A 21,704-nucleotide genomic window follows, 5' to 3' on the forward strand; every position below is an offset into this window, starting at 1 on the left:
CCTCCCGGCCGGTAAGGGAGGCTTGCACATGGGACAAAACGGTTCCAACGGCTCAAGTCCCGCGCCTGGCGCCAATCCTATAAGTAAACTGGGTCCACGCTGCATCGCGCTGGTGGGCCCATTTCAAAGCGGCAAAACCACACTTCTGGAAGCCATCTTGGCGCGCAGCGGCGCCATTCAGCGTCAGGGTACCGTGGACGCGGGCAGCAGCGTCGGCGACGCCAGCGCGCAAGCGCGTCATCACAAGATGAGCGTGGAAGCGACCTTCGCGACCACCTCGTTCATGGGCGACAGTTACACCTTTATCGATTGCCCCGGTTCCGTCGAGTTCATCCACGACATGCGCAGCGTGCTGCCGGCCATCGACGCGGCGGTGGTGGTGTGCGAGGCCGACGAGAAGAAGGTGCCGCAGCTGCAGTTGATCCTGCGCGAGCTCGAAGATCAGAACATTCCGCGCTTTCTGTTTCTCAACAAGATCGACAAGGCCGACAAGCGCGTCCGCGAGACGATCAAGCTGTTGCAGCCGGCCTCGCGCGTGCCGCTGCTGTTGCGCCAGATACCGATCTGGAAGGGCGATCTGATCGCCGGCTTCGTCGATCTCGCGCTCGAGCGGGCCTTTGTCTACAAGGAATATGCGCCGTCGCAGATCGTCGATCTCGCCGGTGAAGATCTCTCGCGCGAGAGAGAAGCGCGCTTCACCATGCTGGAGACGCTCGCCGATCACGACGACGAGCTGATGGAGCAACTGCTCGAGGACATCCAGCCGCCGCGCGACAAGGTGTTCGACGATCTCGCCAGGGATTTGCGCGATCGCATCGTCTGCCCGGTGCTGCTCGGCTGCGCGACGCGCGCCAACGGCGTGCTGCGGCTGTTGAAGGCGCTGCGGCACGAGGCGCCCGGCGTCGCGGAGACCGCGGTGCGCCTTGGCGTCCAAGCGAACGGCGATGCCGTCGCCTTGGTGCTCAAGACCTTCCACACGACGCATGGCGGCAAGATGTCGGTCGCGCGCGTGCTGGCGGGCCAGGCCGGCGACGGCACCACCTTCACGACCTCGGCCGGCGCGGCGGATCGCGTGTCGGGCGTGTTCAAGCTGATGGGCTCGTCGTTCGAAAAGCGCGGGCCGGCCAGCGCGGGCGAAACCGTCGCCTTCGGCAAGCTCGATCATGCTAAGACCGGCGACACCTTGTCGAGCGGCAAGCAGCCGCATGCGCCGCTCGCCGACGTGAAGCCGTTGCCGCCGGTGCTCGCCATCGCGGTGCAGGCGAAGGAGCGCAAGGACGACGTCAAGCTCGGCGCGGCCTTCGCCAAGCTCAGTGAGGAAGATCCGTCGCTGACGGTGGTGCACAATGCCGAGAACCACGAGGTGATCATCTGGGGCCAGGGCGAGATGCATCTGCGCGTCGCCACCGAGCGGCTCGCCGACCGTTTCGCCGTACCGGTCGTAACGCATCCGCCGACGGTCGGTTACCGCGAGACGATCCGCAAGCCGATCACGATCCGCGGCCGGCACAAGAAGCAATCCGGCGGCCATGGCCAGTTCGGCGACGTGGTGGTGGAGATCAAGCCGCTGACGCGCGGCACCGGCTTCGCCTTCGAGGAGCAGATCACCGGCGGCGTGGTGCCGCGCAATTACATTCCGGCGGTGGAGGAGGGCGTCACCGACGCGCTCCAGCACGGTCCGCTCGGTTTTCCCGTCGTCGACGTATCGGTGACGTTGATCGACGGCTCCTACCATACGGTCGACTCGTCCGACATGGCGTTCCGCACCGCCGGCCGCATCGCGCTCGTCGACGGCTTGCCGCAATGCCAGCCGGTGCTGCTCGAGCCGATCCACTTGGTCGAGATCGTCTGTCCGACCGATGCCACCGCCAAGATGAACGCCATCCTGTCCGGGCGGCGCGGGCAGATCCTCGGTTTCGACACGCGCGAGGGCTGGGACGGTTGGGATTGCGTGCGCGCGCTGATGCCGGAGTCGGAGATCGGCGATCTCATCATCGAAGTGCGCTCGGGCACCGCCGGCGTCGGCTCGTTCACCTTCAAGTTCGACCATATGGCCGAGCTCACCGGCCGCGCGGCCGACCAGATCGTGGCGGCGCGGCGCGCGGCGGAGTAACGCAGGCGCCCGCGCGGGTAGCGGCGTGGGGCTTGCCTTGCGCGTGCGTTGGTGGAACCAATGCCGCTTGTCACGGACAGGGGGCGATGGTGAACAAGCGGTTAAACGGTGCGCGTGCGGCCTTCGTGCTGGCGCTGGGAATGTTCGTCGATCCGGCGGCGTCGGGCCAGGAAGGCGCCGATATGCGCATGGAGGATGCCGGCTTCAAGATGCGCGTGGCCGACACGGCGGAGAAGTTGAAGCACGCGCGCATGATCCCGCCGCGCAAGTTCATCGCCCGCACCAAGGATGGCAAGCGCTACTACGTCTATTCCGATCCCGATTTCTGCAAATGCGTGTTCGTCGGCGATCAGGACGCGATGAAGACCTATCGCGACATGGTCTCGCCGCCGAAGGATCTGGCGCCGACGGTCATCGCGCCGTCCACCCTCACGCCGACGATGCTGATGGAAGAGGATATGGACTCCGACGTGTCGAGCCAGGTCGGCGACGGCAACATCCTCAACTGGCAGTACTAGAGCGTCTCTCGTTGAGCTGGAATCGAGTGTTTCAACCTGACCATAAACCGCTCTGGTCCGCCGCATGGACCCGCTGCGCGCGGTCCCGCGAAGGCGGCTGTCATTGCGCACGACAGGCCACGCGCCATGATACCTGCCATGATGCGCGTCATGACATGCGCGGCCCCGGTCGGCCGTCGCGGGCGACGCTTAACGCGCCGGCCGGGCTCTGATCTGGCCTAGAGCCGCGCGCCCGCGAACGAGCGGCGCAACAGCGACCACAGGCTGCCGCCGGTCGCCATGCCCAGCAGATAGACGATGACCGCCATCACGGCCATCGGCAGGCGCAGGCTGACGCCCAGGAACGACATCGTCACGGATTGGAAGTTCTGGATCGCGAATATCAAAGTCGCGCCGGCGAACAGAACAACGATCGCTATATGAAACCACCGCATGGCTTGCCCCTCGAAGCACAAAGACGGGGCAAGTCTAGCTGATGCGGGGGCGATAGCACAGAAGCGCGGGGCCAAGCGCGGATCGCCATGCGATTCCGGCCATAGCCCCGCGCCAGGCGCGCCAAAGGCGCGCCACGTCGGTTATGCGCGCGCGAAGCGCGCTGTTACAGCGTGCAGCGTCCGCTGCGCGCCAGATGATCCTTCGCGCGCAGCGCCGCGCCGAAGCTCGGCAGGTGCCGCGTCATAACGCGATAGTCCCACGGAATTGGCTTTCCGCCCCAGCCGAAGTCGTAAATCTGGCAGACGCCAGTGAGGCTCCATTTGATCACTCGAAAATCCGATGCCGCGTTGGCGGAGCCCATGAGGAACAGGCTCGTAATACCGGCGGCGGCGCAAAGCATGAGGCTATGGCGCATGGGGGCGTCTCCCGCAATATGACGATAAATGGCCCCCGCCGGGATGGCGGGTGCGCGAAAGCGCAGACGTAACGCGCGGGCCCGTGCTGGTGTTCCAGCACAGGATGCCGTCGCGTCCGTCACATGGTGCGGGCTGAGCGTCCGAGCAGACGATCGATCAGTTGGCGGCGCAGCCAGGGACGCGGCCGGCTGGCGGGCTCGTTGCTGGTGGTCGTCGCCAGCGGCGCGATCGCCGGCTTTTCCGGCCGCGCCGCCGGCAATGGCGCTTCGGCGCGAACCTCGCCGAGCGTCGGCCTCTCGATCACCGCCGGTGCAGGCGCTTCGGCATGCAATGTCGGCTCGATGCCGACGGGCACACGTGCCGGCCGTTTCGGAGCGGCGGCCACGCGCGGCCGCGCCGGCTTGCGACGCACGACCGTTCGCGACCGCTTCTTCTCGGCTGCGGCACGCAGCACGACGGGGCCGACATGCTCCAGGAACACGCGCTCATGCGCACGGCTCAGGCGCTCGATCGCGTCCGGCAACGGCAGCCATTCGACCGCGCGCACGTCGCGCGTCAGCTTGCGCACCGGCCGGTCGAGCGCCTGCATGCGCCAGAACTGCACGACCTTCGGCAGGCCGCGGGATTCGTAAGACAGCGCGCCGACGAATTCGTGCACCGACACTTCGTGCCCGGTTTCCTCGAGCACTTCGCGCCGCGCCGCCGCCAACGCCGTTTCGTTGCGGCTGAGCTTGCCCTTCGGCAGCACCCAGGCGCGGTTCTTGCGCAACTGGACGATGCCGATGCACGGCTGCGGATCGTTCCGAACGACAATGCCGCCGGCGGCAACGATATGGGGAAGGTCCATGGACGCGGGCTCCTTGGCGAGGCCGACGGCGAATCATTCGTGACACAAGAGGATAGCGGCCCGGGACGTTGCGCGGAATCCGCAAGGGCCGAGATATAAAGCGCGCGGACAGCAATGCAATACGACAAATGACGCGAATGCTCCGCCGGTGCAGAGCGGGGACCGTCATCTCGTTGTGATAATCGCGCGAACGTGCGCAATCACGGGCCGAACATGCCCTTCGATGCCGTGATGTGCAGGACCTGCACGCTGTTCGGCAATTCGATGAGGAACTCTTCGTCGCGCGCGAGATGATGGATGCGCCGCGGATCCTTGCCGGCGAAGCGCGACATCGCCTCGACGTTCTCCCAATATGAAATGGTGATGAACTCGCTGTCGTTCTCGCGATCTTCACGCAACTGTTGCACGGCGAGCGCCTTCTCCTCGAGCGGCTTGATGCCGTGCGCGTAGAGATAGGCCGCGTATTCGTCGGCGCGCTCGCGGCGTACGCGGCCGCGCCAGATGCGGGCGATGGTCGGTGTCGGTTTCTCGGTCACCGGATTCTCCCTGGCTTGCCAACAATGCCGTCGTTGGTTTCGAACGCCAGCCCCGTTGCACATTGCCGCGGACGGATTAGGCTTGCGCCGCGTTCAGGCGAAGAGGAGACGAGGCATGGCCTTCACGGTTTCGAGCAACAGCTTCAAAGACGGCGACTATCTTAAGATGACACATGTCGTCTCGGCTGACGCCGGCTTCGGCTGCGCTGGCGACAACGTGTCGCCCCATCTCGCCTGGTCGGGCGCGCCGGCCGGGACCAAGAGCTTCGCCGTCACCTGCTACGACCCGGATGCGCCGACCGGCTCCGGCTTCTGGCACTGGCTGGTGGTGAACATCCCGCCGGACGTGACCGAACTGGCGCTCGGCGCCGGCAGCAAAGGCGGCGCCTTGCCCAAGGGCGCGTTGCAGACGCGTACCGATTACGGCTTCGCCGGCTATGGCGGTCCGTGCCCGCCGGAGGGCGACCATCCGCACCGCTATCTGTTCACCGTCTACGCGGTGAACGAGGTGCTCGGCGTCAAGGAAGACACGCCGGCGGCGCAGATCGGCTTCAATCTCAATTTCAAGACGTTGGCCAAAGCTAGCATCATGGGGCTGTACAAGCGTTGATCTGCGCGGATGCGGCGGGCGGCGTTATTTGGCCGCCCGCAAGGCGCCGTAGAATATGTAGTTTGCCTTCGGGCCTTGGGTCGTCAGCGTCCAGTGCGTGAAGTCTTCCGCATTGGCGCAGTTGTGGCCGCGGCCATGCAGGATCAGCGTCAGGGTCTGCCCATCGCGGGTACCGTTCGCGAAGATGCCGTTGCCGGCTGCAGGCGCCGTCAGCTTCCATTCTTTGTAGAGCAACGGGCCGACGCCGCCTGCCGGTGCGGGGTCACGCGGATCGACCTCGAAAAGCGAAATCGTTTGTGGCCGCGCCAGCGTCAGCGTGCCGGTGCGGCCGGCAGTGTCGAGGAAGGTGAGGGCGAGGCGGCCGTCCTGCCACGCCGCGGCGAGACGATAGCGCGTGTCCGGCTTGTCGATCCCGGTCACCGTCGCGCCGTCGTCGTCACTCAGATAGAGATCGGCCGCCTCTTCGAAGCGCAACCGCACGATCTCATCGAAGCGACCGGCATCGAGGGGTACATCGCCGATCCGGCGCTGCGCGGTGTTGGTGCAGCAGGAGCACGCGAGGCTTTCGGACGGCGGCACCAACGCGAAGGCAAACAGCAGCAGACCGGCGACGCGTGCCTTCACACCATGTCGATCGCTCATGCGTGTCACGCTCCGCTCCGGGGTGTCGCGCCGGACGAAGGCCGGCGCGGCTCGCATCATCTTTCCCCGGCCGGCTATGGTCGCGCAAGTCGTGTATTGCGCAGCGGCAAGACGCCGTCAGCGCACGCCGATGCGGTTCACCGGTCCGCCGAGATTGACGCCGCGCGGCGCTGGCCGCAGGACCACGCCAGGCGCGGCGACACAGCCTTTCGGGTAGCCGATATACTTGCAATACACGACCGGCATCGGCTGCAGCACGACGCCGGGCTTGGCCACGCAGCCTTTCGGGTAGCCTACGTATTTGCAGTACACCGCCGCCTCGGCCGGCGGCGTGCTCGACAGCACCATCGCGCCGGCGATGAGACCGAACACTGCGATTGTCTTCTTCATGATTGTCGCCCCTCTGATGATCACGCGCCATTTGGCGTGCGCGGATGTTAGCCATCGCGCGAGGAGCTGCTAGTGTCCGGCGCGGCGCGAAACCGGAAAATATTTGGCCGCATTTTTCTTCGCGTCAGGCTCGATGGCGTCGGCCGAAATTCGTCTCTGTGATGGACGTCATTCGATAATTCGATGACCGCCCGGGCTTCCATTCCGGTCCCGTCGTCGCCACATTCGCCGCTCACCGCGCGCGCACGTCGTGGCGCGCCGCCAATCCCGATGGAGATCTCATGTCACTTTCGATGTATCAGGCTTCCATTCCGCCGCTGGTGCGCGGGCTGACCATTTTGTCCGCCGTGCTCAAGAAGGGCGAAGCGCATGCGCCGACGCTGGTCGATGCGCGGCTTGCGCCGGACATGCTGACCTTGGTCGGGCAGGTGCAGCGTGCGAGCGATACGTCGAAGGGGTGCGGCGCCCGCCTCGCCGGCGTCGACGCGCCGAGCATGGACGACACCGAGAAGACGTTCGACGACCTCTATGCGCGCATCGCCAAGACGGTCGATTTTCTGCAGAGCCTGAAGCGCGAGCAGATCGACGGTACCGAGGCAAAGAGGATCACCATCAAGACGCGCGACAACACCATCGAACTTGCCGGCCAGGCCTATCTGCTTAATTTCGCGCTGCCGAACTTCTACTTCCACGTCACCACGGCCTATGACATCCTGCGCCACAGCGGCGTGCCGCTGACCAAGCTGGACTATCTCGGCGACTGGAAGTCCGCGTGAGGGACTGGGCCATAGCGCCCGGTTTGTGGTAGCTGCCTTTCTGCGCCGCACGGCGTTTTTTGTGGAACGACTTGCGGTCTGGCGGATTGTGAATGCGGCCCGGTGTTCCGGGCCGCGGGGTAGTGTTTCATTCATCATACATCGCGCCGCCTCAAGGCGCAGAGAGGGATACCATGCGGATTCTATCGGCAGTGCGTACAGGTCTTGTCGTGCTCGCGGCGGTCATTGGCCTGTCGTCCTCGGCGCTGGCCGACAGCGGCTCGATCAGCCTGCGGATCGTGAAGGCGGGCTTCTTCGTCGGCGGCTCTGCGGGCAGCGGCGTGCTGCGCTTCCATGGCCGCAACTATCCGGTCTCGATCGGCGGCCTCAGCTACGGCTTCACCATCGGCGCCTCGGAGACACGCTTCCGCGGCCGCGTGACCAACATCCGCCGGCCGTCCGACATCGAGGGTGTCTATGCCCAGGCCGGCGCCGGCGTGGCGGCGGGCCGCGGCGCGCAGGCCGTGGTGCTGACCAACCAGGCCGGCGCGGTGCTGACGCTGTCCGGCGAGCAGGCCGGCCTCATCGTCAGCGCCGATCTGAGCGGCCTGGCGCTGACGTTGCGCCGCTAGGCGCCGCACGCTCCTTGCTATCAAGGTGCGATGGCCGGGGATTTTCCCCGGCCATTTCTTTTGGGCGTCGCGCGGCCGGCCCCCATATGTGGTGAGAACCGCAACCGGCCGTAGGAGCCGCCGATGCCCATGGCGCCCTATCATTACCTGCCGCTGACGCCCGGCTTCTTCTCGATCCTGGTCGTCATCTTCATCGCCGTGCTCGTGCTCGTGCAGCTCGGCATCTTTCGCTACGCCTATCTTCGTCTCGGCATTACGCCGGGCACGGCGCTGCTGCTGCTCGCCGCCTCGCTGATCGGCAGCTATTTCAACATCCCGATCGCCGAGCTGCCCGGCCAGCGCGTCATCGTCGGCGCGGCGGTCGATTACTTCGGCATGCAATATCAAGTGCCGGTGCTGCTCGATCAGCCGGGTACCGTGCTGGCGGTCAATATCGGCGGCGCCGCGATCCCGACCGCGATGTCGCTGTATCTGCTCGGCCACCATGGGCTGTGGGCGCGGGGCGCAATCGCCGTCGCAATCGTGGCCGCGGTCGTGCATTGGCTGGCGACGCCGATCCCGGGCCTCGGCATTGCCGTGCCGGTATTCGTGCCCGCCATCATCACCTCCGTCGTCGCCCTGCTGCTCGCGCGCGAGCGCGCCGCGCCGCTCGCTTATGTCGCCGGCTCGCTCGGCACGTTGATCGGCGCCGATCTCATGAACCTCGGTCACCTCGGCGACCTCGGCGCGCCGATCGCCTCCATCGGCGGCGCCGGCACGTTCGACGGCATCTTCCTGACCGGCATCGCCGCCGTGCTGCTGGCGAGCTTCTACCGGCCGCGCCCGGCTTCCGCCTGACAGGCGCGGTGCAACGGCGGAAACATGCGCTCCATCTCGGTTTGCGACACCTTCGCGTTGTCGTCGAAGTTCTCGTGCATGCAGGCGCAATAGCGCTGCTTGGATTGTTCGGTGCCGCGCTCGGCCTTGAGCTGATCGACGCAGGTCGCGATCCAGGCGCGGTCGGCTGGGCTGAGCGGCGCGGCCGAGGCGGGCGGCGCCGTCAGCGCGACCAACGGCGCAAGGGCGAGAAGGGCGCGGCTGACGGCGTCACGCCGGCTGTGCGGGCGCAGGCGCATCAGATCTTCGCGCCGCGGTTATAGGCGTCGACGAGCTGGTTGTAGTCGCGCATCAGCCGCGGCGGCGAGCCCTCGACCATCCAGCCCGCGCCCTGATTGTTCAGCATCATCCGCTCGCCGCTCGAATAGGGCACCTTGTCGCGATAGCGGCGCATGAGCTGCTTGGCGGTGGTGAGGAACGACTTGGCGTTGCTGATGAACATCGAGCCGATCTCGGCCTTGCCGCCGGCGCCGGTGAACGCCTCGGCGCCCTTCACGGTCGCTTCGTAGTCGTTCAGCGCCTGCGTGATCGCGGCGATATCCGGTTTCTCCTTGTCCTCGGCGCGCAGCACGCGCTTGGCGCCGATCATCAGCGCCTCGACGTGATAACGCGCCTGGCGGCCTTCGCTCTTCTCGATTTCGGCGAGCTGCTCCAACGCGCGTTTGTCGTTGATGGCCTCGACGCCGTCGCGCAGCTTGCGATCGGCCGCCGCGAACTGGTCCCAGGCGGCGACGAGCTGCGGATGCAGCGCCTTGCCCTTGGCCATCTTGTCGTCCTTGTAGTTCTGCTGCGTGTAGTAGTCGTCCGCGTCCTTCAATAGCGGCGCGAGCTTGCTCACCGCGTCGGCATAAGCCGACGCCGCCGCCTCGAGCTCGGCGTCGCGCGGCTCCAGCGCGTTCGCCTTCTCGACGTTCTTGGCGCAATCCGACGTGTCGTAGATCGTGTAGGTGCCGTAGATGATGCGCTCCTTGCCGGTCGGGCCGCTTTTGGCCGCCCAGCTGAAATAGCGCTCGCGCGATTGGTAGGCGCGCGCCGACAGGCAGTTGATGCAGCCGACATAGGCGTTGAGCTTTTGCGTCAGCGACGGCGTCTGGCCGTTTTGCGCGGCGGCCATGTGCGGCATCAGCGCGGCGGCGAGGCCGGCAACAGCGCCGGCGACGGCGAAGGCGCGAAGTGAGGTCATCCTATCCCCCCGAACGAAATGGCGGCGCGGCCTTGCAGCGGCCGCGATGAGGTTTGGTCGCGCGAAGGGTAGCATGGGTTCAAAGCAATTCCCCACGGTCATTGCCGGGCATAGCCCGTCCAAGACGGGCGTGAACGCCCTGATGACCCGGCAATCCATGAGGCGTCGCCCGGATGAAAGCAGTACTGGCTCATGCGTGGCCCTTCATCATGGATGCGCGGGTCAAGCCCGCGCATGACCGAGTGCGTGGATGTGTATCGGCTCATTGCGCGCCTGTGCGCAGCGGGTAGTTCACACAAAAGAAAAAGCTCCGCCGCCCCTGTTCTTTACGCGAGGCCCGGGGTGAGCCTGTCTTCTCTCGGCCTCGCAACACGCGAGGGGACGGCGCGCCGAGCGGCGCGACGGTTCGTCCGTAATGCCGCGCTCCGTTCATCACGAAACGCGGGCGCCTCCCGGCGCGCCGTGGCGGCGTCTTCCGGCGGCGGGCCGCGCTTTCAACGGAGGCCTCGACAAACGGTGAGGCACTCGGTGTCAGCGAGCTCCTCGCAGCGGGTCGTAGTGCCCGCGGGCGGGGACCGCCGCCGCTCGGGTGCGAGGAGGCGCGTTCTTCCTCCTCGGGCGCGAGCGCCGCATCCCACCCCGTCCTCGTAACGCCTCGCGACGACGCCCTTCGGTGGATGGGACGAGCTAAGAATATAATCTATAGGAATTGTGTCAAGGAGGAGTGTCAGTTTCTCGTGTAGGCTTGCGCCCGGTGAGGGTGCAGCCGCGTGGAGCGTAGCGGAACGCGGGGCTGACGATCCCGGATTACGCTCGCTTCATCCGGGTTAGGCCTTTCCCATGGTCATTGCCGGGCATAGCCCGTCGAAGACGGGCGTGAACGCCCTTATGACCCGGCAATCCATGAGGCGTTGCCCGAATGGCAACAAGGCGGCTTCACGCGCTGCGCGTCATCATGGATGACTGGGCATGACGCCGGAGCGTGGTGCGGGGCCATAGTCCACACGCGCGCCGCCGTGCTATAATTCCACTATGGCCAGACCACCTTTCCGCGATGCCCGCAGCGAAGCCGAGAAGGCTTTCAAGAAAGCCACCACCAAGCCGGCGGACCTGCCGCCGCCCGCGCCATCCGTTCCCGGCGCCAAGGAGCAGGTGACCCTGCGGCTCGACCGCGAGGTGTTGGATTTCTTCCAGGCGGATGGGCCGGGCTGGCAGGAGCGCATCAACGCGGCGCTGCGGAAGGTCGCCGGGAAGTAGCGGGCTTACGGGAGCCGTCTTTGCCTTGCGACCGGTTGGCACTTACATTGGCGGTGACCGGTGAGAAGGATGTCCGATGAAGATCAAGGTTGTCGTGCACGAGGCGGAGGAGGGCGGGTTCTGGGCTGAAGTCCCAGCTATTCCCGGCTGCGCCAGCCAAGGCGACACGATGGACGAACTCCTGAGCAACATTCAGGAGGCGATCGAAGGCTGCCTGTCGGTTGATGTTGCCGAGCCGAAGAAGGGCAGCGGCGACCGCGTTCTCGAAATCGCCGTATGAAATCCGTCTCCGGCCGCGAGTTGGCGCGCATCGTCGAGCGCCGCGGCTGGGGCTTATTGCGCGTGAACGGCAGTCATCATATCTACGGCAAGCCCGGTAGCGTCGTGCGGCTGTCGATTCCGATCCACGGCAACGCGGCGCTGAAGACGGGGCTGTTGCGGCACCTGCTGAAGCTGGCCGAGATTGACGAGCGCGAGCTGTAGCTCTGGCCGGAACATCTTCTGTGACATTTTCCAAGCCGACGGGCCGGGCCGCCGCTCACGGGAAATAGATCTCGGCCTCGAGCCAGTAGCTGAGCGCGGTGGTGACGCCGAGCGTGACCGTCAGGATGTAGGACGGCAATCGGTGGCGGCCTTGCGCGTGCCAGCGCTGCACGTGCGCGGCGAGCCACGTGCCGGCGAGCACGGCGACGATGGCGATGTCGATCCACAGCCAGGCGCCGACCGGCATGCCGCGATGCCAGGTGACGCCGGTCCAGACGATGTCGATCGCCATCAGCGTCAGCACCGCGCCGTAGAAATGCCGCCAGTGATGCGGCGCCAGCGCCCGCGACATAACGTAGAAGCAGGCCGCCTCCAGGATGTACATCGTGCCGTCGAAGATGAGATAGCGCGGGCGGAAGGCCGGCGCCGTCGCTTCGTTGAGATAGGTCAGATAGAGATACTGGCTCATGCTCTGGAAGAACGGGAAGAACACGAACAGGAACGAGAGCAGCGCCGGCAACCTGTTCCACAGCATCGGCGTGTCGTCGTGGCCGGAGACGAACATCTTCAGCGCCTCGCCGAGTGCCAGCGCGAAGATGATGGTGATCGCGCCCTGCATGAAATCGACAGTGTGCGCGACATTGCCGCTGATGTGCTGCATGCCCTCCCCCGAACGGCCTGTCCCGGCGCGCCCTTGCCCCGGGGAATGCTAGTCCGCCCGACGCGTTTTGTCAGGCCGCGCCCGGCTCATCTGAACTGCGCGCGGCAAGGCGGGCTGAGCTTGTCGACGTTGCGCTCCATGCAGGCGGTGATGCGTTTCACGTTGGGGATGAATTCGCGGCACAGCCGCATCGCATCGGCGCGGCAGGCGCGGCGCTGTTCGGCCGTGCCCTGGGACGATGCGGCGCGCGCGGCGGCGGGCACGGCGCCGGCGAGGAGCGCGGCGAGCGCGAGACAGGCGAAAACCTTGGCGACGGGGGCTGGCCGGGTCATTGGCATGCGGGGCTCATGTCCTTGCGGCGGGTCTGGCCCGCTAGCTTACGCGAATCGGCCGGGCGGGCCAGGGTGAAAGGATGGATGGGGTGGGCCATCATCCGCCGGGCGGGCGACGCGATGTATGATGGTGTGAGCCCGTGGCCCGTAGGATGGGTTGAGCGCAGCGAAACCCTTCGTGATGGGATGGAGACGAAAGCGATGGGCTTATAATTCTCTGCCCAAGCGATGAAGATATCTAACCGGATGAGAGATTTTTGAGCCTGATGCGGCGTCGGTCATTGCAATGATGCGCTCGCCCTTAAACGATCGAACTTCGCCACGCATTTCGCAGAACGCGGTAACATAAATGCCTTTCGCTCCGGCATTTATCCACTGCACGATAATATCTCTTTCGGTAACTACTCCATCGTGATCGGTATACTCTATGCGGTATCGAGGCCCCGCCATATTTGGAAACTGAATTTCGCGCAATAATAATTGCGTCGAAATCAAGCTGCTACCTGTCTCGGCTATTTCGCGGTTGGGCCTCTGGCTAGCCTTCGTGTGTTGTCGAGCTTGTCGCGCTGCAATCTGCTGGCGCGATCTGCCTCGCTGTGCTCGAGTTGGTCGAATATGATATGCCGACGCCGCAGTTGGATTGTTGTCAGTAAGCAAGGATTCTAGCTTTTCGGGATTTCCCGCGTCTTTATCGCGATTGCGCCGCTTTAGAGCAGCGAGTGCTGCAGTTGCCACGGCTCCGAAGAATTTCAACACCCACATTTAGCTTCTCAGCGTTCGCTTATAGTCTGCAAGGGCCGTAGGATGGATTGAGTATAGCGAAACCCACCGTGATGCGATGTGGGCAGAAGGCGATGGGTTTCGCAAGGGCTCAACCCATCCTGCGGGTCGCTGATCTAGCGAGGCGATGATTTTACCTTGGCCCAGAATTGCTCTTCCGCTTGCCGGAACTGCCGAGCCAAGCCGACACTTAAGTTTGAGTTGGTTGCCGCGAGCGATTTCCACCGTTTTTGGAGTTTTATCGCCTCTGCAGTCTTCGACTTCGGGTCATCACTCAAAGCCAGCTCTTTCATTTTCGAGGTTAGCTCTAGTCTTTCAAGCTCTGATGAATGTGGACTGGTTGGGGCGTTGTTTGCATTGTCATTTTGACGTGCATTAGATTTCGCGAATAATTGATCGCCAATCGATCGGAATTCATTCCAAAGTTGTGAATCCGGGTCTCCACCTCGAATTCCTTTCCACTCGGCTTGAAGACCCTTGTATTTCTCCTTCGCCGCTCTTGAATCCGGCCAACTAGGAAGGTCATTTGCTGATTTGACGAGTGCGCGCTTTAAGGATGACGCGTTGTCAAAATGCTGTCTTCGCTCCTCGGTCTGAGAGTATATTTCGTCTCCGACAGATCGGAATTCGTTCCAAAGCTGCGAGTCCGGATCGCCGCCTCTAATTTCTTTCCATTCCGCCTGTAGTTCTTTGTACTTCTCTCGGGCATCTCTTAAGTCGTAGTGTCTCAAGAGATCATTCGCAGCTTCAACTATCGAGCGCTTTTCGTCGGCGGCCGCCTCGAAGGCTGCTCGCCGATCGTCTAACCATTTACGTTTTCCTTCAAAGAAATCATCGAGCGCTTCCCGCATACGACGATGTTGATCGCCGTCTTCGTCAAATTTTCCGGGGTGTCTTATGGCGTGCCATTGATCTTTTAATTCAAGAATATCTTTCTGCGCCTCTTCCCACTCTTCCCGTGTGTCGTAATCTGATCGCGCGATACGCTCCATCTCATCGGTTACGGCTTGGCGTTCGTGCCACCTATCGTAGGCTCCGGTCATCTCTGTCTCGTTCCAATGAGAGGTAGATTGAATTATTTTTAAATAAACGCACTAGTAAATATAACAAAGGTATATATTGTAAAGTAGCCAAAGGCGGGGTGTTGCCCGCTCTTGTAGAGTGTGGGTGTGCGCATGGCCGGGCGCCAATTTACAACGCCCTATTGCTCTCCTTCACCAACCCTGCGTTCTCGTCGCGTGCTCGCCACGTTCTCTTTGTTGCCCAGCCGGCCGAGCGCGGCGCGTAAAGAAAAGGCGGGTTACGCCTTTGGCTAACCCGCCCTACGAATCGAACGATAACACGTGGATGGCCGGGACAAGCCCGGCCATGACGTAGGGAGTCTGAGCGCTGCTCCGCTCATTCCCGCGCAAGCGGGAATCCAGCACTGGGTCCCCGCTTTCGCGGGGACGAACGGAGAGGGGAGTGCGTCCTCTTACGACAACGCCCTATTGCTCTCCTTCACCAATCCCGCATTCTTGGCATGATGCTCCGCCTCCGACGACGAGGCCGTCGCCTTCGTCGCCCCGACCTTATCGGCGTCGATGTAGACCTGCTGGCCCATGGCGTTGAACTTGTCGCTCATCTCCGCCATGCCGCGCGCCGCGTCCGCCGCAGAGAGGCCCCCCAACCCCAACCCCGACCCCTCCCCGCCACTCGCGTTGCTCGCGGGGGGAGGGGAGTCGAGGCCCAGTGCGCGTTGCTCATTGTTGCCCAATGACGCCGCGTACTCGCGCACATCGGCCGTGATCTTCATCGAGCAGAACTTCGGGCCGCACATCGAGCAGAAGTGCGCCACCTTGTGCGCTTCCTTCGGCAGCGTCTCGTCGTGATATTCGCGCGCGGTGTCGGGATCGAGGCCGAGGTTGAACTGGTCCTCCCAGCGGAAGTCGAAGCGCGCGCGGCTGAGCGCGTCGTCGCGCAGTTGCGCGGCGGGGTGGCCCTTGGCGAGGTCGGCGGCGTGCGCCGCGATCTTGTAGGTGATGACGCCTTCCTTGACGTCGTCGCGGTCGGGCAGGCCGAGATGCTCCTTCGGCGTCACATAGCAGAGCATGGCGCAGCCGAACCAGCCGATCATGGCGGCGCCGATGCCGGAGGTGATGTGGTCGTAGCCCGGCGCGATGTCGGTGGTCAGCGGCCCGAGCGTGTAGAACGGCGCCTCGCCGCACTCCTTGAGCTGCTTGTCCATGTTGATCTTGATCTTGTGCATCGGCACGTGGCCGGGGCCTTCGATCATCACCTGGCAGCCTTTCTTCCAGGCGATCTGCGTCAGCTCGCCGAGCGTTTCCAGTTCGGCGAACTGCGCGCGGTCATTTGCATCCGCTTGTGAGCCGGGGCGCAAGCCGTCGCCGAGCGAGAACGACACATCATATTTGCGCATGATGTCGCAGATTTCCTCGAAGCGCTCGTAGAGGAAGCTCTCTTTGTGCCGCGACAGGCACCACTTGGCCATGATCGAGCCGCCGCGCGAGACGATGCCGGTGACGCGGTTGGCGGTCAGCGGCACGTAAGCGAGCCGCACGCCGGCGTGGATGGTGAAGTAATCGACGCCCTGTTCGCACTGCTCGATCAGCGTGTCCTTGTAGACTTCCCAGTCGAGCTTGACCGGATCGCCGTCGACCTTCTCCAGCGCCTGGTAGATCGGCACGGTGCCGATCGGCACCGGCGAGTTGCGCAGGATCCATTCGCGCGTGTTGTGGATGTTGCGGCCGGTCGACAGGTCCATCACCGTGTCGGCGCCCCAGCGGATCGCCCACACCATCTTCTCGACTTCCTCTTCGACCGAGGAGGTGACGGCCGAGTTGCCGATGTTGGCGTTGATCTTCACCAGGAAGTTGCGGCCGATGATCATCGGCTCGAGTTCGGCGTGGTTGATGTTGGACGGGATGATGGCGCGGCCGCGCGCGATCTCGTCGCGCACGAATTCCGGCGTGATGAAGGCCGGCACGTTGGCGCCGAAGCTCTCGCCGTCGGCGATCGCGGCCTGCGCGCGGTCGAGCATCTTCTTGCGGCCGAGGTTCTCGCGCTCGGCGACGTAGATCATTTCCTTGGTGACGATGCCGGCGCGGGCGAATTCGTATTGCGTGACCGGCTTGCCGTCCAAGGCGCGCCACGGCTTCGGCGTGTTGGGGAAGTTGCGCGCGAGGTGCTTGCCGGTGACATTGCCGTTATCGACCGGCTTGATCGGCCGGCCCTCATATTCCTCGACGCCGCCGCGCTCCTTCACCCATTCGATGCGCGTGCGCTTGAGGCCCTTCTCGACGTCGATGGCGACGTCGTTGTCGGTGTAGGGGCCGGTGGTGTCGTAGACCGGCAGGTTCGGCTCTTTGGCCTCGGGGGAGAGGATGATCTCGCGGATCGGCACGCGCAGGTCCGGCGCGGCCTCCGGGATGGAATAGACCTTGCGCGAGGCGGACAGGGGACCGGTGGTGACCTTCGGCGTGGCGAGATCGGCGGGGGCAACGGGCTTGTTCATGATGGTTCTCCTCGTATTCCTTGAAGGGCTATTCGCACGCTCCGCTCATTCCCGCGTAAGCGGGAATCCAGTTGTGAGTCACAACTGGGTCCCCGCTTGCGCGGGGACGAACGGAGAAATCTCGAGAGCGAGCCAGGCGCGCACGCGCGCGTCCGGATCGGTGTTCTGGGTGACGTCGGAGACGACGGCGATGGAATCGGCGCCGGCGGCATAGACGCCGGGCGCGCGTTCGAGCGTGATGCCGCCGATGGCGACCAGCGGCGTGAGACCGATGCTCTGTTTCCATTGCGCGATGCGCTCGAGCCCCTGCGGGCCGAAGCGCATCGCCTTGAGCGTCGTCGGATAGATCGGGCCGAGCGCGATGTAATCGGGATCGTGGCACATGGCGACGTCGAGCTCGGCTTCGTCATGCGTCGACAGGCCGAGCGTCAGCCCGGCCTTGCGCACCGCGTCGATGTCGGCTTCGACGAGATCTTCCTGGCCGAGATGCAGATGCTGCGCGCCGGCGTCGATCGCGGCCTGCCAGTAATCGTTGACGACGAGCTTGGCATTGCCGGCGGCGGCCAGTGCCTCGCGGATCATCGCGACGGCCTGCGCATGCGTCAGGTCCTTCGCGCGCAGCTGGATGGTGCCGACGCCGAGACCGGCGAGGCGCCTGACCCAGGCGACGCTGTCGACGACAGGATAGAAGCGATCAGGATACGGCATGCCAGAACGGGGTCCCGACGACAGGGGTTGAGGGAGACGCAAAATCGCGCGGGCCCATCAGCCCGGCTTCGTAACCGGTGCGGCCCGCGTCGACCGCAAGACGGAAGGCGCGTGCCATGGCGACCGGATCGGCGGCCTTGGCGACGGCGGTGTTGAGCAGCACGGCATCATAGCCGAGCTCGAGCGCTTCGGCGGCATGCGACGGCGCGCCGAGGCCGGCGTCGATCACCAAAGTCACGTCGGGCAGGCGCGCGCGCATCAGCTTCAGCGCGTCGCGGTTGACGATGCCGCGCGCCGAGCCGATCGGCGCCGCCCAGGGCATGATCACCTTGCAGCCGAGATCGCGCAGGCGCTGCGCCACGGTCAGGTCCTCGGTGCAATAGGGGAAGACCTCGAAGCCGTCCTTGATCAGGATGCTGGCCGCTTCGACGAGCGCGATCGGATCGGGCTGCAAGGTCTCGTCGTCGCCGATGACTTCGAGCTTGATCCACGGCGTGTCGAATAATTCGCGCGCCAGCTCGGCGGTGGTCACGGCTTCCTGCACACTGCGGCAGCCGGCGGTGTTCGGCAGCACGGCGACATCGAGCTCGCGGATCAGCTCCCAGAAATTGCTGCCGACGCGGCCGCCCGCCGTCTCGCGGCGCAGCGACACGGTGACGATCTCCGCGCCGGAGGCGCGGATCGCCGCCTGCATGATCGCCGGCGACGGATAGAGCGCCGTGCCGATCAGCATGCGGGAGGAGAATTGCTTTCCGTAGAGTTGAACCATGTCGTTACGTTCCCTATGCGCTCGCGTCATACTCCGTTCATTCCCGCGCAAGCGGGAATCCAGCGCTGACTCACAGCTGGGTCCCCGCTTTCGCGGGGACGAACGGAGTGTGGGGGACCGCAAACATCACACATGACGGTGGACTATCCTCCCTGCCTGGGCGTGATGATCTCGATCTCGTCGCCGCTGGCGAGCGCGGTTTCGGCCCAGCGCTTCTTGGGCACGACCTTGCGGTTCACGGCGATGGCGAGCTGCGTGAACTCGTATTCCATCTCGGTCAGCAGCGCGGCCACGTCGCGCGCCGCGACCTCGGTGCGCTCGCCGTTGACGATCACATGCATCGGATCACCTCGGTGTCGCTGGCCGCGCCGGCGACATGCGCGACGGTCGCTTCGGCCACCGCCGGCGCGATCAGGAAGCCGTGGCGGTAGAGGCCGTTCACGGTGATGCGGCTGTTGTCGACGGTCACGTGCGGCAGGTTGTCAGGGAAGGCGGGACGCAAGCCGGCGCCGATCTCGACGATGCGCGCTTCGGCGAAGGCCGGATGCACCGCATAGGCGGCGCTCAGCAGTTCGAGCGCCGCGCGCACGCTGACGCCCTCGTCCTCGGCTTCGATGCTGGTGGCGCCGATGAGGAAACGGTTGTCGGCGCGCGGGATGATGTAGAGCGACCAGCGCGGATGGATGAGCCGCACCGGGCGCGACAGCGCGATCTCGGCGGTTTCGATGAGGATGGTCTCGCCTTTCACCCCGCGCAAAGTCGGGCAGACATCGCGCGCCGCGATGCCGCGGCAGTCGACGACGAGACCGTCGAGATCGCGGGGGCGCGCGTCGACGCCGAAGGTGATCGGCACGCCGGCGTCGCGCAGCTTCGCGTGCAACGCCGGCAGCACGCGCCGCGGCTCGACATGGCCTTCGCCGGCAAAGAACAACGCATCGGTGAAACGTCCGGCGAGCGCGGGTTCGAGCGCCGCGATCTGCGATGCGCCGAGCCGCTCGTGGCCCGACGCTAGTCTGGCAAAGCGTTCAAAGTCGGCGCGGTCGCGGCCATGCGCGACGACCAGCGAGCCGTTGAACGGTAGGTCCGGCAGCATCTCGCGCCAGAGGTCGAGCGAACGCAAACCGAGACGCGTGATCACCGGCTCGGCCGCTTCGCTTTCGGCGTGCGGCGCCAGCATGCCGCCGGCCCAATGCGAGGTGCCGTGCGTCATTGCCGCATCGTCGCGCTCGTAGACGGCGACATCGCGGCCGGCTTTGGCAAACAGCAAAGCCTGCCAGGTACCGGCGATACCGGCGCCGATGACGTTGATCGATTGCAGTGATTGAACGTGTGCCTGAAGCATTCGTCCGTCCCTTCGCCGGCATGACCCGGATCAGGTTCAAAGGGACTCTCTCAGCCCGGAACCCGGGCACCCCTCGGAACGCCGCCAATTTAGACCCGTGCCAAACGAAGTCAATGCGGGCCGGGGCCGCCGCAGAGCTGCAATGCGGTTTGCAAATTCGGCGCCGCGCCGGAACAATACAGCCCACACAACGGCCTTACGAAGCGCAAGGAAAAGCCATGCCTCTGTTCATCTGCACCGCCTGCGGCACGCAATTCCCGGAGAGCGACAAGCCGCCGGCCGCCTGCCGCATCTGTACCGAAGAGCGGCAATACGTGCCGCCGCGCGGCCAGGGCTGGACGACGATGGACGCGCTGAAGATCGACCGCATGAACGGCTTCCGCCAATACGCGCCGGGCATCATCGGCATAGGTTCGCATCCGACCTTCGCCATCGGCCAGCGCGCGCTGCTGGTGCAGACGCCCGGCGGCAACGTGTTGTGGGACTGCATCTCGCTCTTGGATGACGCGACGGTCACGCTGGTGAAGGCGCTCGGCGGCGTTAAGGCAATGGCGATCTCGCATCCGCATTTCTACACGTCGATGGTCGACTGGGCGCGCGCCTTCGACTGCCCGGTCTATCTGCACGCAGCGGACAAGGAATGGGTGTCGCGGCCCGACAGCGTCATCCAGTATTGGGATGGCGAGTCGAAGCAATTGTGGGACGGCGTGACGCTGGTGCGTTGCGGCGGGCATTTTCCCGGCGGCACCGTGCTGCATTATGCCGGCGCGGCCGGCGGCAAGGGCATTGCCTGCGCGGGCGATATTCTGTCGATCACCACCGATCGCCTGTGGGTGTCGTTCATGCGCAGCTACCCGAACTTCATTCCGCTGTCAAAGCGCGAGGTCGAGGCGATCGGCAACGCGCTCGCGCCGTATGCCTTCGACGTTATCTACGGCCACTACTTCGATCGCGTGATCGAGAAGGACGGCAAGCAGGTGCTGGAGAAATCGGTCGCGCGCTACGTCGACGCGATCGAGGGCCGAAGGGGGTATTAGCTTTCCGGGTCTGATCTCGCTCAGCCACGCGCACTTCGTCATGCCCGGGCTTGACCCGGGCATCCATGATGAGAGTCAGCGCGGCAAAGCCGTACGTCCATCCAGTGTGGCGTTTCATCATGGATTGCCGGGTCAAGCCCGGCAATGACGGTGGAGGGGCGGTGCTGCACGGACAGCGAGGTGGGGCGGCGAGCCCATTTGTGCGGTGCTCCTTGCTGTCATCCCCGCGAAAGCGGGGATCCAGTAACCCCGGTCTATCCGCATGACGAGGACAGGGGTTACTGGATCCCAGGTCTCGTTCGCTGCGCTCACTCGCCCCGGACGACAGTGGGGGACAAAGTGCCACCCCAAGCACTTCGTCATGCCCGGGCTTGACCCGGGCATCCATGATGAGGTTCAGCGCGGCAAAGCCGTACGTCCATCCAGTGTGGCGTTTCATCATGGATTGCCGGGTCAAGCCCGGCAATGACAGCGGAGAGGCGGTGCTGCACGGACAGCGAGGTGGGGCGGCGAGCCCATGTTTGTGGGCTGCTCCTTGCTGTCATCCCCGCGGAAGCGGGGATCCAGTAACCCCGGTCTATCCGCATGACGAGGACAGGGGTTACTGGATCCCAGGTCTCGTTCGCTGCGCTCACTCGCCCGGACGACAGTGGGGGACAAAGTGCCACCCCACGCACTTCGTCATGCCCGGGCTTGACCCGGGCATCCATGATGAGAGTCAGCACGGCAAGGCCGTACGTGTATTCCGTGTTGCGCGCCGTCATGGATTGCCGGGTCAAGCCCGGCAATGACGGTGGAGGGGTCGTGCTGCGAGAAAATGTTCGTGGGGGCAGCCATTGCTGCCGTCCCCGCGAAAGCGGGGATCCAG

The 21,704-nt window shown here is 64.7% G+C and carries 27 protein-coding genes and 1 riboswitch; of the genes, 10 read left to right on the forward strand and 17 right to left on the reverse strand.

The features are described from left to right. The first annotated feature begins 28 nt into the window (after positions 1 to 28). Complete coding sequence (locus DW352_RS23985; protein ID WP_115693689.1) at positions 29 to 2,113, forward strand: elongation factor G; 2,085 nt, start codon at positions 29 to 31, stop codon at positions 2,111 to 2,113. An 89-nt stretch (positions 2,114 to 2,202) separates the two neighbouring features. Then, complete coding sequence (locus DW352_RS23990; protein WP_162827172.1) at positions 2,203 to 2,631, forward strand: hypothetical protein; 429 nt, start codon at positions 2,203 to 2,205, stop codon at positions 2,629 to 2,631. 218 nt (positions 2,632 to 2,849) lie between these two features. On the opposite strand, the gene DW352_RS23995 is transcribed toward DW352_RS23990, so the two are convergent. The 4 genes from DW352_RS23995 to DW352_RS24010 form a co-directional block, all read right to left on the reverse strand. Beyond that, positions 2,850 to 3,065, reverse strand: a complete 216-nt coding sequence (locus DW352_RS23995; RefSeq protein WP_115693691.1) for a LapA family protein — start codon at positions 3,063 to 3,065, stop codon at positions 2,850 to 2,852. Between the two features lie 164 nt (positions 3,066 to 3,229). After that, complete coding sequence (locus DW352_RS24000; protein WP_115693692.1) at positions 3,230 to 3,481, reverse strand: hypothetical protein; 252 nt, start codon at positions 3,479 to 3,481, stop codon at positions 3,230 to 3,232. A 119-nt stretch (positions 3,482 to 3,600) separates the two neighbouring features. After that, the gene (locus DW352_RS24005) at positions 3,601 to 4,329 is read right to left on the reverse strand and encodes an NUDIX hydrolase (protein WP_115693693.1); all 729 of its coding nucleotides are present in this window, start codon (positions 4,327 to 4,329) and stop codon (positions 3,601 to 3,603) included. A gap of 200 nt (positions 4,330 to 4,529) precedes the next feature. Continuing rightward, positions 4,530 to 4,865, reverse strand: coding sequence for a hypothetical protein (locus tag DW352_RS24010; protein WP_115693694.1), 336 nt, complete (start codon positions 4,863 to 4,865; stop codon positions 4,530 to 4,532). A 115-nt stretch (positions 4,866 to 4,980) separates the two neighbouring features. On the opposite strand from DW352_RS24010, the gene DW352_RS24015 reads away from it, so the two are divergent. Next, entirely contained in the window at positions 4,981 to 5,475 is a 495-nt protein-coding gene (locus tag DW352_RS24015; protein ID WP_115693695.1) for a YbhB/YbcL family Raf kinase inhibitor-like protein, read from the forward strand. Between the two features lie 24 nt (positions 5,476 to 5,499). Here DW352_RS24015 and DW352_RS24020 read toward each other — a convergent pair whose 3' ends face one another. Then, positions 5,500 to 6,117: a hypothetical protein gene (locus DW352_RS24020; RefSeq protein ID WP_162827173.1), complete on the reverse strand. Its 618-nt coding sequence runs from the start codon at positions 6,115 to 6,117 to the stop codon at positions 5,500 to 5,502. Positions 6,118 to 6,234: 117 nt separating this feature from the next. After that, on the reverse strand, positions 6,235 to 6,507 hold the full coding sequence (locus DW352_RS24025) for a hypothetical protein (protein ID WP_115693697.1): 273 nt from the start codon (positions 6,505 to 6,507) through the stop codon (positions 6,235 to 6,237). 281 nt (positions 6,508 to 6,788) lie between these two features. On the opposite strand from DW352_RS24025, the gene DW352_RS24030 reads away from it, so the two are divergent. The 3 genes from DW352_RS24030 (at position 6,789) to DW352_RS24040 (ending at position 8,731) form a co-directional block, all read left to right on the forward strand. Next, positions 6,789 to 7,283: a DUF1993 domain-containing protein gene (locus tag DW352_RS24030; protein ID WP_115693698.1), complete on the forward strand. Its 495-nt coding sequence runs from the start codon at positions 6,789 to 6,791 to the stop codon at positions 7,281 to 7,283. A gap of 173 nt (positions 7,284 to 7,456) precedes the next feature. After that, positions 7,457 to 7,894, forward strand: a complete 438-nt coding sequence (locus DW352_RS24035; RefSeq protein WP_115693699.1) for a lipid-binding SYLF domain-containing protein — start codon at positions 7,457 to 7,459, stop codon at positions 7,892 to 7,894. Positions 7,895 to 8,017: 123 nt separating this feature from the next. After that, a complete protein-coding gene (locus tag DW352_RS24040; protein ID WP_115693700.1) occupies positions 8,018 to 8,731 on the forward strand; it encodes a DUF1614 domain-containing protein in 714 nt (237 codons plus the stop codon). On the opposite strand, the gene DW352_RS24045 is transcribed toward DW352_RS24040, so the two are convergent. After that, positions 8,704 to 9,009 carry a hypothetical protein gene (locus tag DW352_RS24045; protein WP_115693701.1) on the reverse strand — a complete coding sequence of 102 codons (306 nt, stop codon included), beginning with the start codon at positions 9,007 to 9,009 and terminating at the stop codon, positions 8,704 to 8,706. The two genes, DW352_RS24040 and DW352_RS24045, sit on opposite strands and share 28 nt — an antisense overlap. Further along, the gene (locus DW352_RS24050; protein WP_115693702.1) at positions 9,009 to 9,953 is read right to left on the reverse strand and encodes a YiiG family protein; all 945 of its coding nucleotides are present in this window, start codon (positions 9,951 to 9,953) and stop codon (positions 9,009 to 9,011) included. The genes DW352_RS24045 and DW352_RS24050 overlap by 1 nt, the downstream gene beginning before the upstream one ends. A gap of 1,032 nt (positions 9,954 to 10,985) precedes the next feature. On the opposite strand from DW352_RS24050, the gene DW352_RS24055 reads away from it, so the two are divergent. From DW352_RS24055 to DW352_RS24065, 3 genes are all read left to right on the forward strand, one after another. Then, complete coding sequence (locus DW352_RS24055) at positions 10,986 to 11,210, forward strand: BrnA antitoxin family protein (protein ID WP_115693703.1); 225 nt, start codon at positions 10,986 to 10,988, stop codon at positions 11,208 to 11,210. 76 nt (positions 11,211 to 11,286) lie between these two features. Continuing rightward, on the forward strand, positions 11,287 to 11,490 hold the full coding sequence (locus DW352_RS24060) for a type II toxin-antitoxin system HicB family antitoxin (RefSeq protein ID WP_115693704.1): 204 nt from the start codon (positions 11,287 to 11,289) through the stop codon (positions 11,488 to 11,490). Next, positions 11,487 to 11,693 (forward strand): type II toxin-antitoxin system HicA family toxin, encoded by a 207-nt coding sequence (locus DW352_RS24065; protein ID WP_115693705.1) that lies wholly within the window; start codon positions 11,487 to 11,489, stop codon positions 11,691 to 11,693. Before DW352_RS24060 ends, DW352_RS24065 begins: the two co-directional genes overlap by 4 nt. Positions 11,694 to 11,748: 55 nt before the next feature. Here the strand turns inward: DW352_RS24065 and DW352_RS24070 are convergent, their stop codons facing one another. The 9 genes from DW352_RS24070 to DW352_RS24110 all read right to left on the reverse strand — a co-directional run bounded on the left by DW352_RS24070 (position 11,749) and on the right by DW352_RS24110 (position 19,799). Next, entirely contained in the window at positions 11,749 to 12,354 is a 606-nt protein-coding gene (locus DW352_RS24070; protein WP_115693706.1) for a hypothetical protein, read from the reverse strand. Positions 12,355 to 12,440: 86 nt separating this feature from the next. After that, positions 12,441 to 12,692, reverse strand: a complete 252-nt coding sequence (locus tag DW352_RS24075) for a hypothetical protein (protein ID WP_115693707.1) — start codon at positions 12,690 to 12,692, stop codon at positions 12,441 to 12,443. Positions 12,693 to 12,893: 201 nt separating this feature from the next. Then, complete coding sequence (locus DW352_RS26995; protein WP_162827174.1) at positions 12,894 to 13,448, reverse strand: hypothetical protein; 555 nt, start codon at positions 13,446 to 13,448, stop codon at positions 12,894 to 12,896. Between the two features lie 134 nt (positions 13,449 to 13,582). Then, positions 13,583 to 14,509: a DUF349 domain-containing protein gene (locus DW352_RS24085; RefSeq protein WP_115693709.1), complete on the reverse strand. Its 927-nt coding sequence runs from the start codon at positions 14,507 to 14,509 to the stop codon at positions 13,583 to 13,585. 431 nt (positions 14,510 to 14,940) lie between these two features. Then, the gene (thiC, locus tag DW352_RS24090; RefSeq protein WP_115693710.1) at positions 14,941 to 16,980 is read right to left on the reverse strand and encodes a phosphomethylpyrimidine synthase ThiC; all 2,040 of its coding nucleotides are present in this window, start codon (positions 16,978 to 16,980) and stop codon (positions 14,941 to 14,943) included. A gap of 78 nt (positions 16,981 to 17,058) precedes the next feature. Then, entirely contained in the window at positions 17,059 to 17,688 is a 630-nt protein-coding gene (locus tag DW352_RS24095; protein WP_115693711.1) for a thiamine phosphate synthase, read from the reverse strand. After that, positions 17,675 to 18,457, reverse strand: a complete 783-nt coding sequence (locus DW352_RS24100) for a thiazole synthase (protein WP_115693712.1) — start codon at positions 18,455 to 18,457, stop codon at positions 17,675 to 17,677. The genes DW352_RS24095 and DW352_RS24100 overlap by 14 nt, the downstream gene beginning before the upstream one ends. Positions 18,458 to 18,600: 143 nt before the next feature. After that, complete coding sequence (gene thiS / locus DW352_RS24105; RefSeq protein ID WP_115693713.1) at positions 18,601 to 18,798, reverse strand: sulfur carrier protein ThiS; 198 nt, start codon at positions 18,796 to 18,798, stop codon at positions 18,601 to 18,603. Further along, the gene (locus DW352_RS24110) at positions 18,789 to 19,799 is read right to left on the reverse strand and encodes an FAD-dependent oxidoreductase (RefSeq protein WP_115693714.1); all 1,011 of its coding nucleotides are present in this window, start codon (positions 19,797 to 19,799) and stop codon (positions 18,789 to 18,791) included. The genes thiS and DW352_RS24110 overlap by 10 nt, the downstream gene beginning before the upstream one ends. After that, positions 19,790 to 19,883: riboswitch (TPP riboswitch) on the reverse strand. It overlaps the preceding gene by 10 nt. Positions 19,884 to 20,017: 134 nt before the next feature. Here DW352_RS24110 and DW352_RS24115 point away from each other — a divergent pair. After that, positions 20,018 to 20,836, forward strand: coding sequence for an MBL fold metallo-hydrolase (locus DW352_RS24115; protein ID WP_115693715.1), 819 nt, complete (start codon positions 20,018 to 20,020; stop codon positions 20,834 to 20,836). The last annotated feature ends 868 nt before the right edge of the window (positions 20,837 to 21,704 follow it).

This window comes from Pseudolabrys taiwanensis, from assembly GCF_003367395.1.
GTDB classification, from domain to species: Bacteria; Pseudomonadota; Alphaproteobacteria; order Rhizobiales; family Xanthobacteraceae; genus Pseudolabrys; species Pseudolabrys taiwanensis.

What these genes read in the sequence shown, in the direction of transcription:
- DW352_RS23985 (WP_115693689.1), top strand. Translation starts at nt 29, where the DNA reads ATGGGACAAAACGGTTCCAACGGCTCAAGTCCCGCGCCTGGCGCCAAT.
- DW352_RS23995 (WP_115693691.1), bottom strand. Translation starts at nt 3,065, where the DNA reads ATGCGGTGGTTTCATATAGCGATCGTTGTTCTGTTCGCCGGCGCGACT.
- DW352_RS24000 (WP_115693692.1), bottom strand. Translation starts at nt 3,481, where the DNA reads ATGCGCCATAGCCTCATGCTTTGCGCCGCCGCCGGTATTACGAGCCTG.
- DW352_RS24005 (WP_115693693.1), bottom strand. Translation starts at nt 4,329, where the DNA reads ATGGACCTTCCCCATATCGTTGCCGCCGGCGGCATTGTCGTTCGGAAC.
- DW352_RS24015 (WP_115693695.1), top strand. Translation starts at nt 4,981, where the DNA reads ATGGCCTTCACGGTTTCGAGCAACAGCTTCAAAGACGGCGACTATCTT.
- DW352_RS24020 (WP_162827173.1), bottom strand. Translation starts at nt 6,117, where the DNA reads ATGAGCGATCGACATGGTGTGAAGGCACGCGTCGCCGGTCTGCTGCTG.
- DW352_RS24025 (WP_115693697.1), bottom strand. Translation starts at nt 6,507, where the DNA reads ATGAAGAAGACAATCGCAGTGTTCGGTCTCATCGCCGGCGCGATGGTG.
- DW352_RS24030 (WP_115693698.1), top strand. Translation starts at nt 6,789, where the DNA reads ATGTCACTTTCGATGTATCAGGCTTCCATTCCGCCGCTGGTGCGCGGG.
- DW352_RS24035 (WP_115693699.1), top strand. Translation starts at nt 7,457, where the DNA reads ATGCGGATTCTATCGGCAGTGCGTACAGGTCTTGTCGTGCTCGCGGCG.
- DW352_RS24040 (WP_115693700.1), top strand. Translation starts at nt 8,018, where the DNA reads ATGCCCATGGCGCCCTATCATTACCTGCCGCTGACGCCCGGCTTCTTC.
- DW352_RS24045 (WP_115693701.1), bottom strand. Translation starts at nt 9,009, where the DNA reads ATGCGCCTGCGCCCGCACAGCCGGCGTGACGCCGTCAGCCGCGCCCTT.
- DW352_RS24050 (WP_115693702.1), bottom strand. Translation starts at nt 9,953, where the DNA reads ATGACCTCACTTCGCGCCTTCGCCGTCGCCGGCGCTGTTGCCGGCCTC.
- DW352_RS24055 (WP_115693703.1), top strand. Translation starts at nt 10,986, where the DNA reads ATGGCCAGACCACCTTTCCGCGATGCCCGCAGCGAAGCCGAGAAGGCT.
- DW352_RS24060 (WP_115693704.1), top strand. Translation starts at nt 11,287, where the DNA reads ATGAAGATCAAGGTTGTCGTGCACGAGGCGGAGGAGGGCGGGTTCTGG.
- DW352_RS24065 (WP_115693705.1), top strand. Translation starts at nt 11,487, where the DNA reads ATGAAATCCGTCTCCGGCCGCGAGTTGGCGCGCATCGTCGAGCGCCGC.
- DW352_RS24070 (WP_115693706.1), bottom strand. Translation starts at nt 12,354, where the DNA reads ATGCAGCACATCAGCGGCAATGTCGCGCACACTGTCGATTTCATGCAG.
- DW352_RS24075 (WP_115693707.1), bottom strand. Translation starts at nt 12,692, where the DNA reads ATGCCAATGACCCGGCCAGCCCCCGTCGCCAAGGTTTTCGCCTGTCTC.
- DW352_RS26995 (WP_162827174.1), bottom strand. Translation starts at nt 13,448, where the DNA reads ATGTGGGTGTTGAAATTCTTCGGAGCCGTGGCAACTGCAGCACTCGCT.
- DW352_RS24085 (WP_115693709.1), bottom strand. Translation starts at nt 14,509, where the DNA reads ATGACCGGAGCCTACGATAGGTGGCACGAACGCCAAGCCGTAACCGAT.
- thiC (WP_115693710.1), bottom strand. Translation starts at nt 16,980, where the DNA reads ATGAACAAGCCCGTTGCCCCCGCCGATCTCGCCACGCCGAAGGTCACC.
- DW352_RS24095 (WP_115693711.1), bottom strand. Translation starts at nt 17,688, where the DNA reads ATGCCGTATCCTGATCGCTTCTATCCTGTCGTCGACAGCGTCGCCTGG.
- DW352_RS24100 (WP_115693712.1), bottom strand. Translation starts at nt 18,457, where the DNA reads ATGGTTCAACTCTACGGAAAGCAATTCTCCTCCCGCATGCTGATCGGC.
- thiS (WP_115693713.1), bottom strand. Translation starts at nt 18,798, where the DNA reads ATGCATGTGATCGTCAACGGCGAGCGCACCGAGGTCGCGGCGCGCGAC.
- DW352_RS24110 (WP_115693714.1), bottom strand. Translation starts at nt 19,799, where the DNA reads ATGCTTCAGGCACACGTTCAATCACTGCAATCGATCAACGTCATCGGC.
- DW352_RS24115 (WP_115693715.1), top strand. Translation starts at nt 20,018, where the DNA reads ATGCCTCTGTTCATCTGCACCGCCTGCGGCACGCAATTCCCGGAGAGC.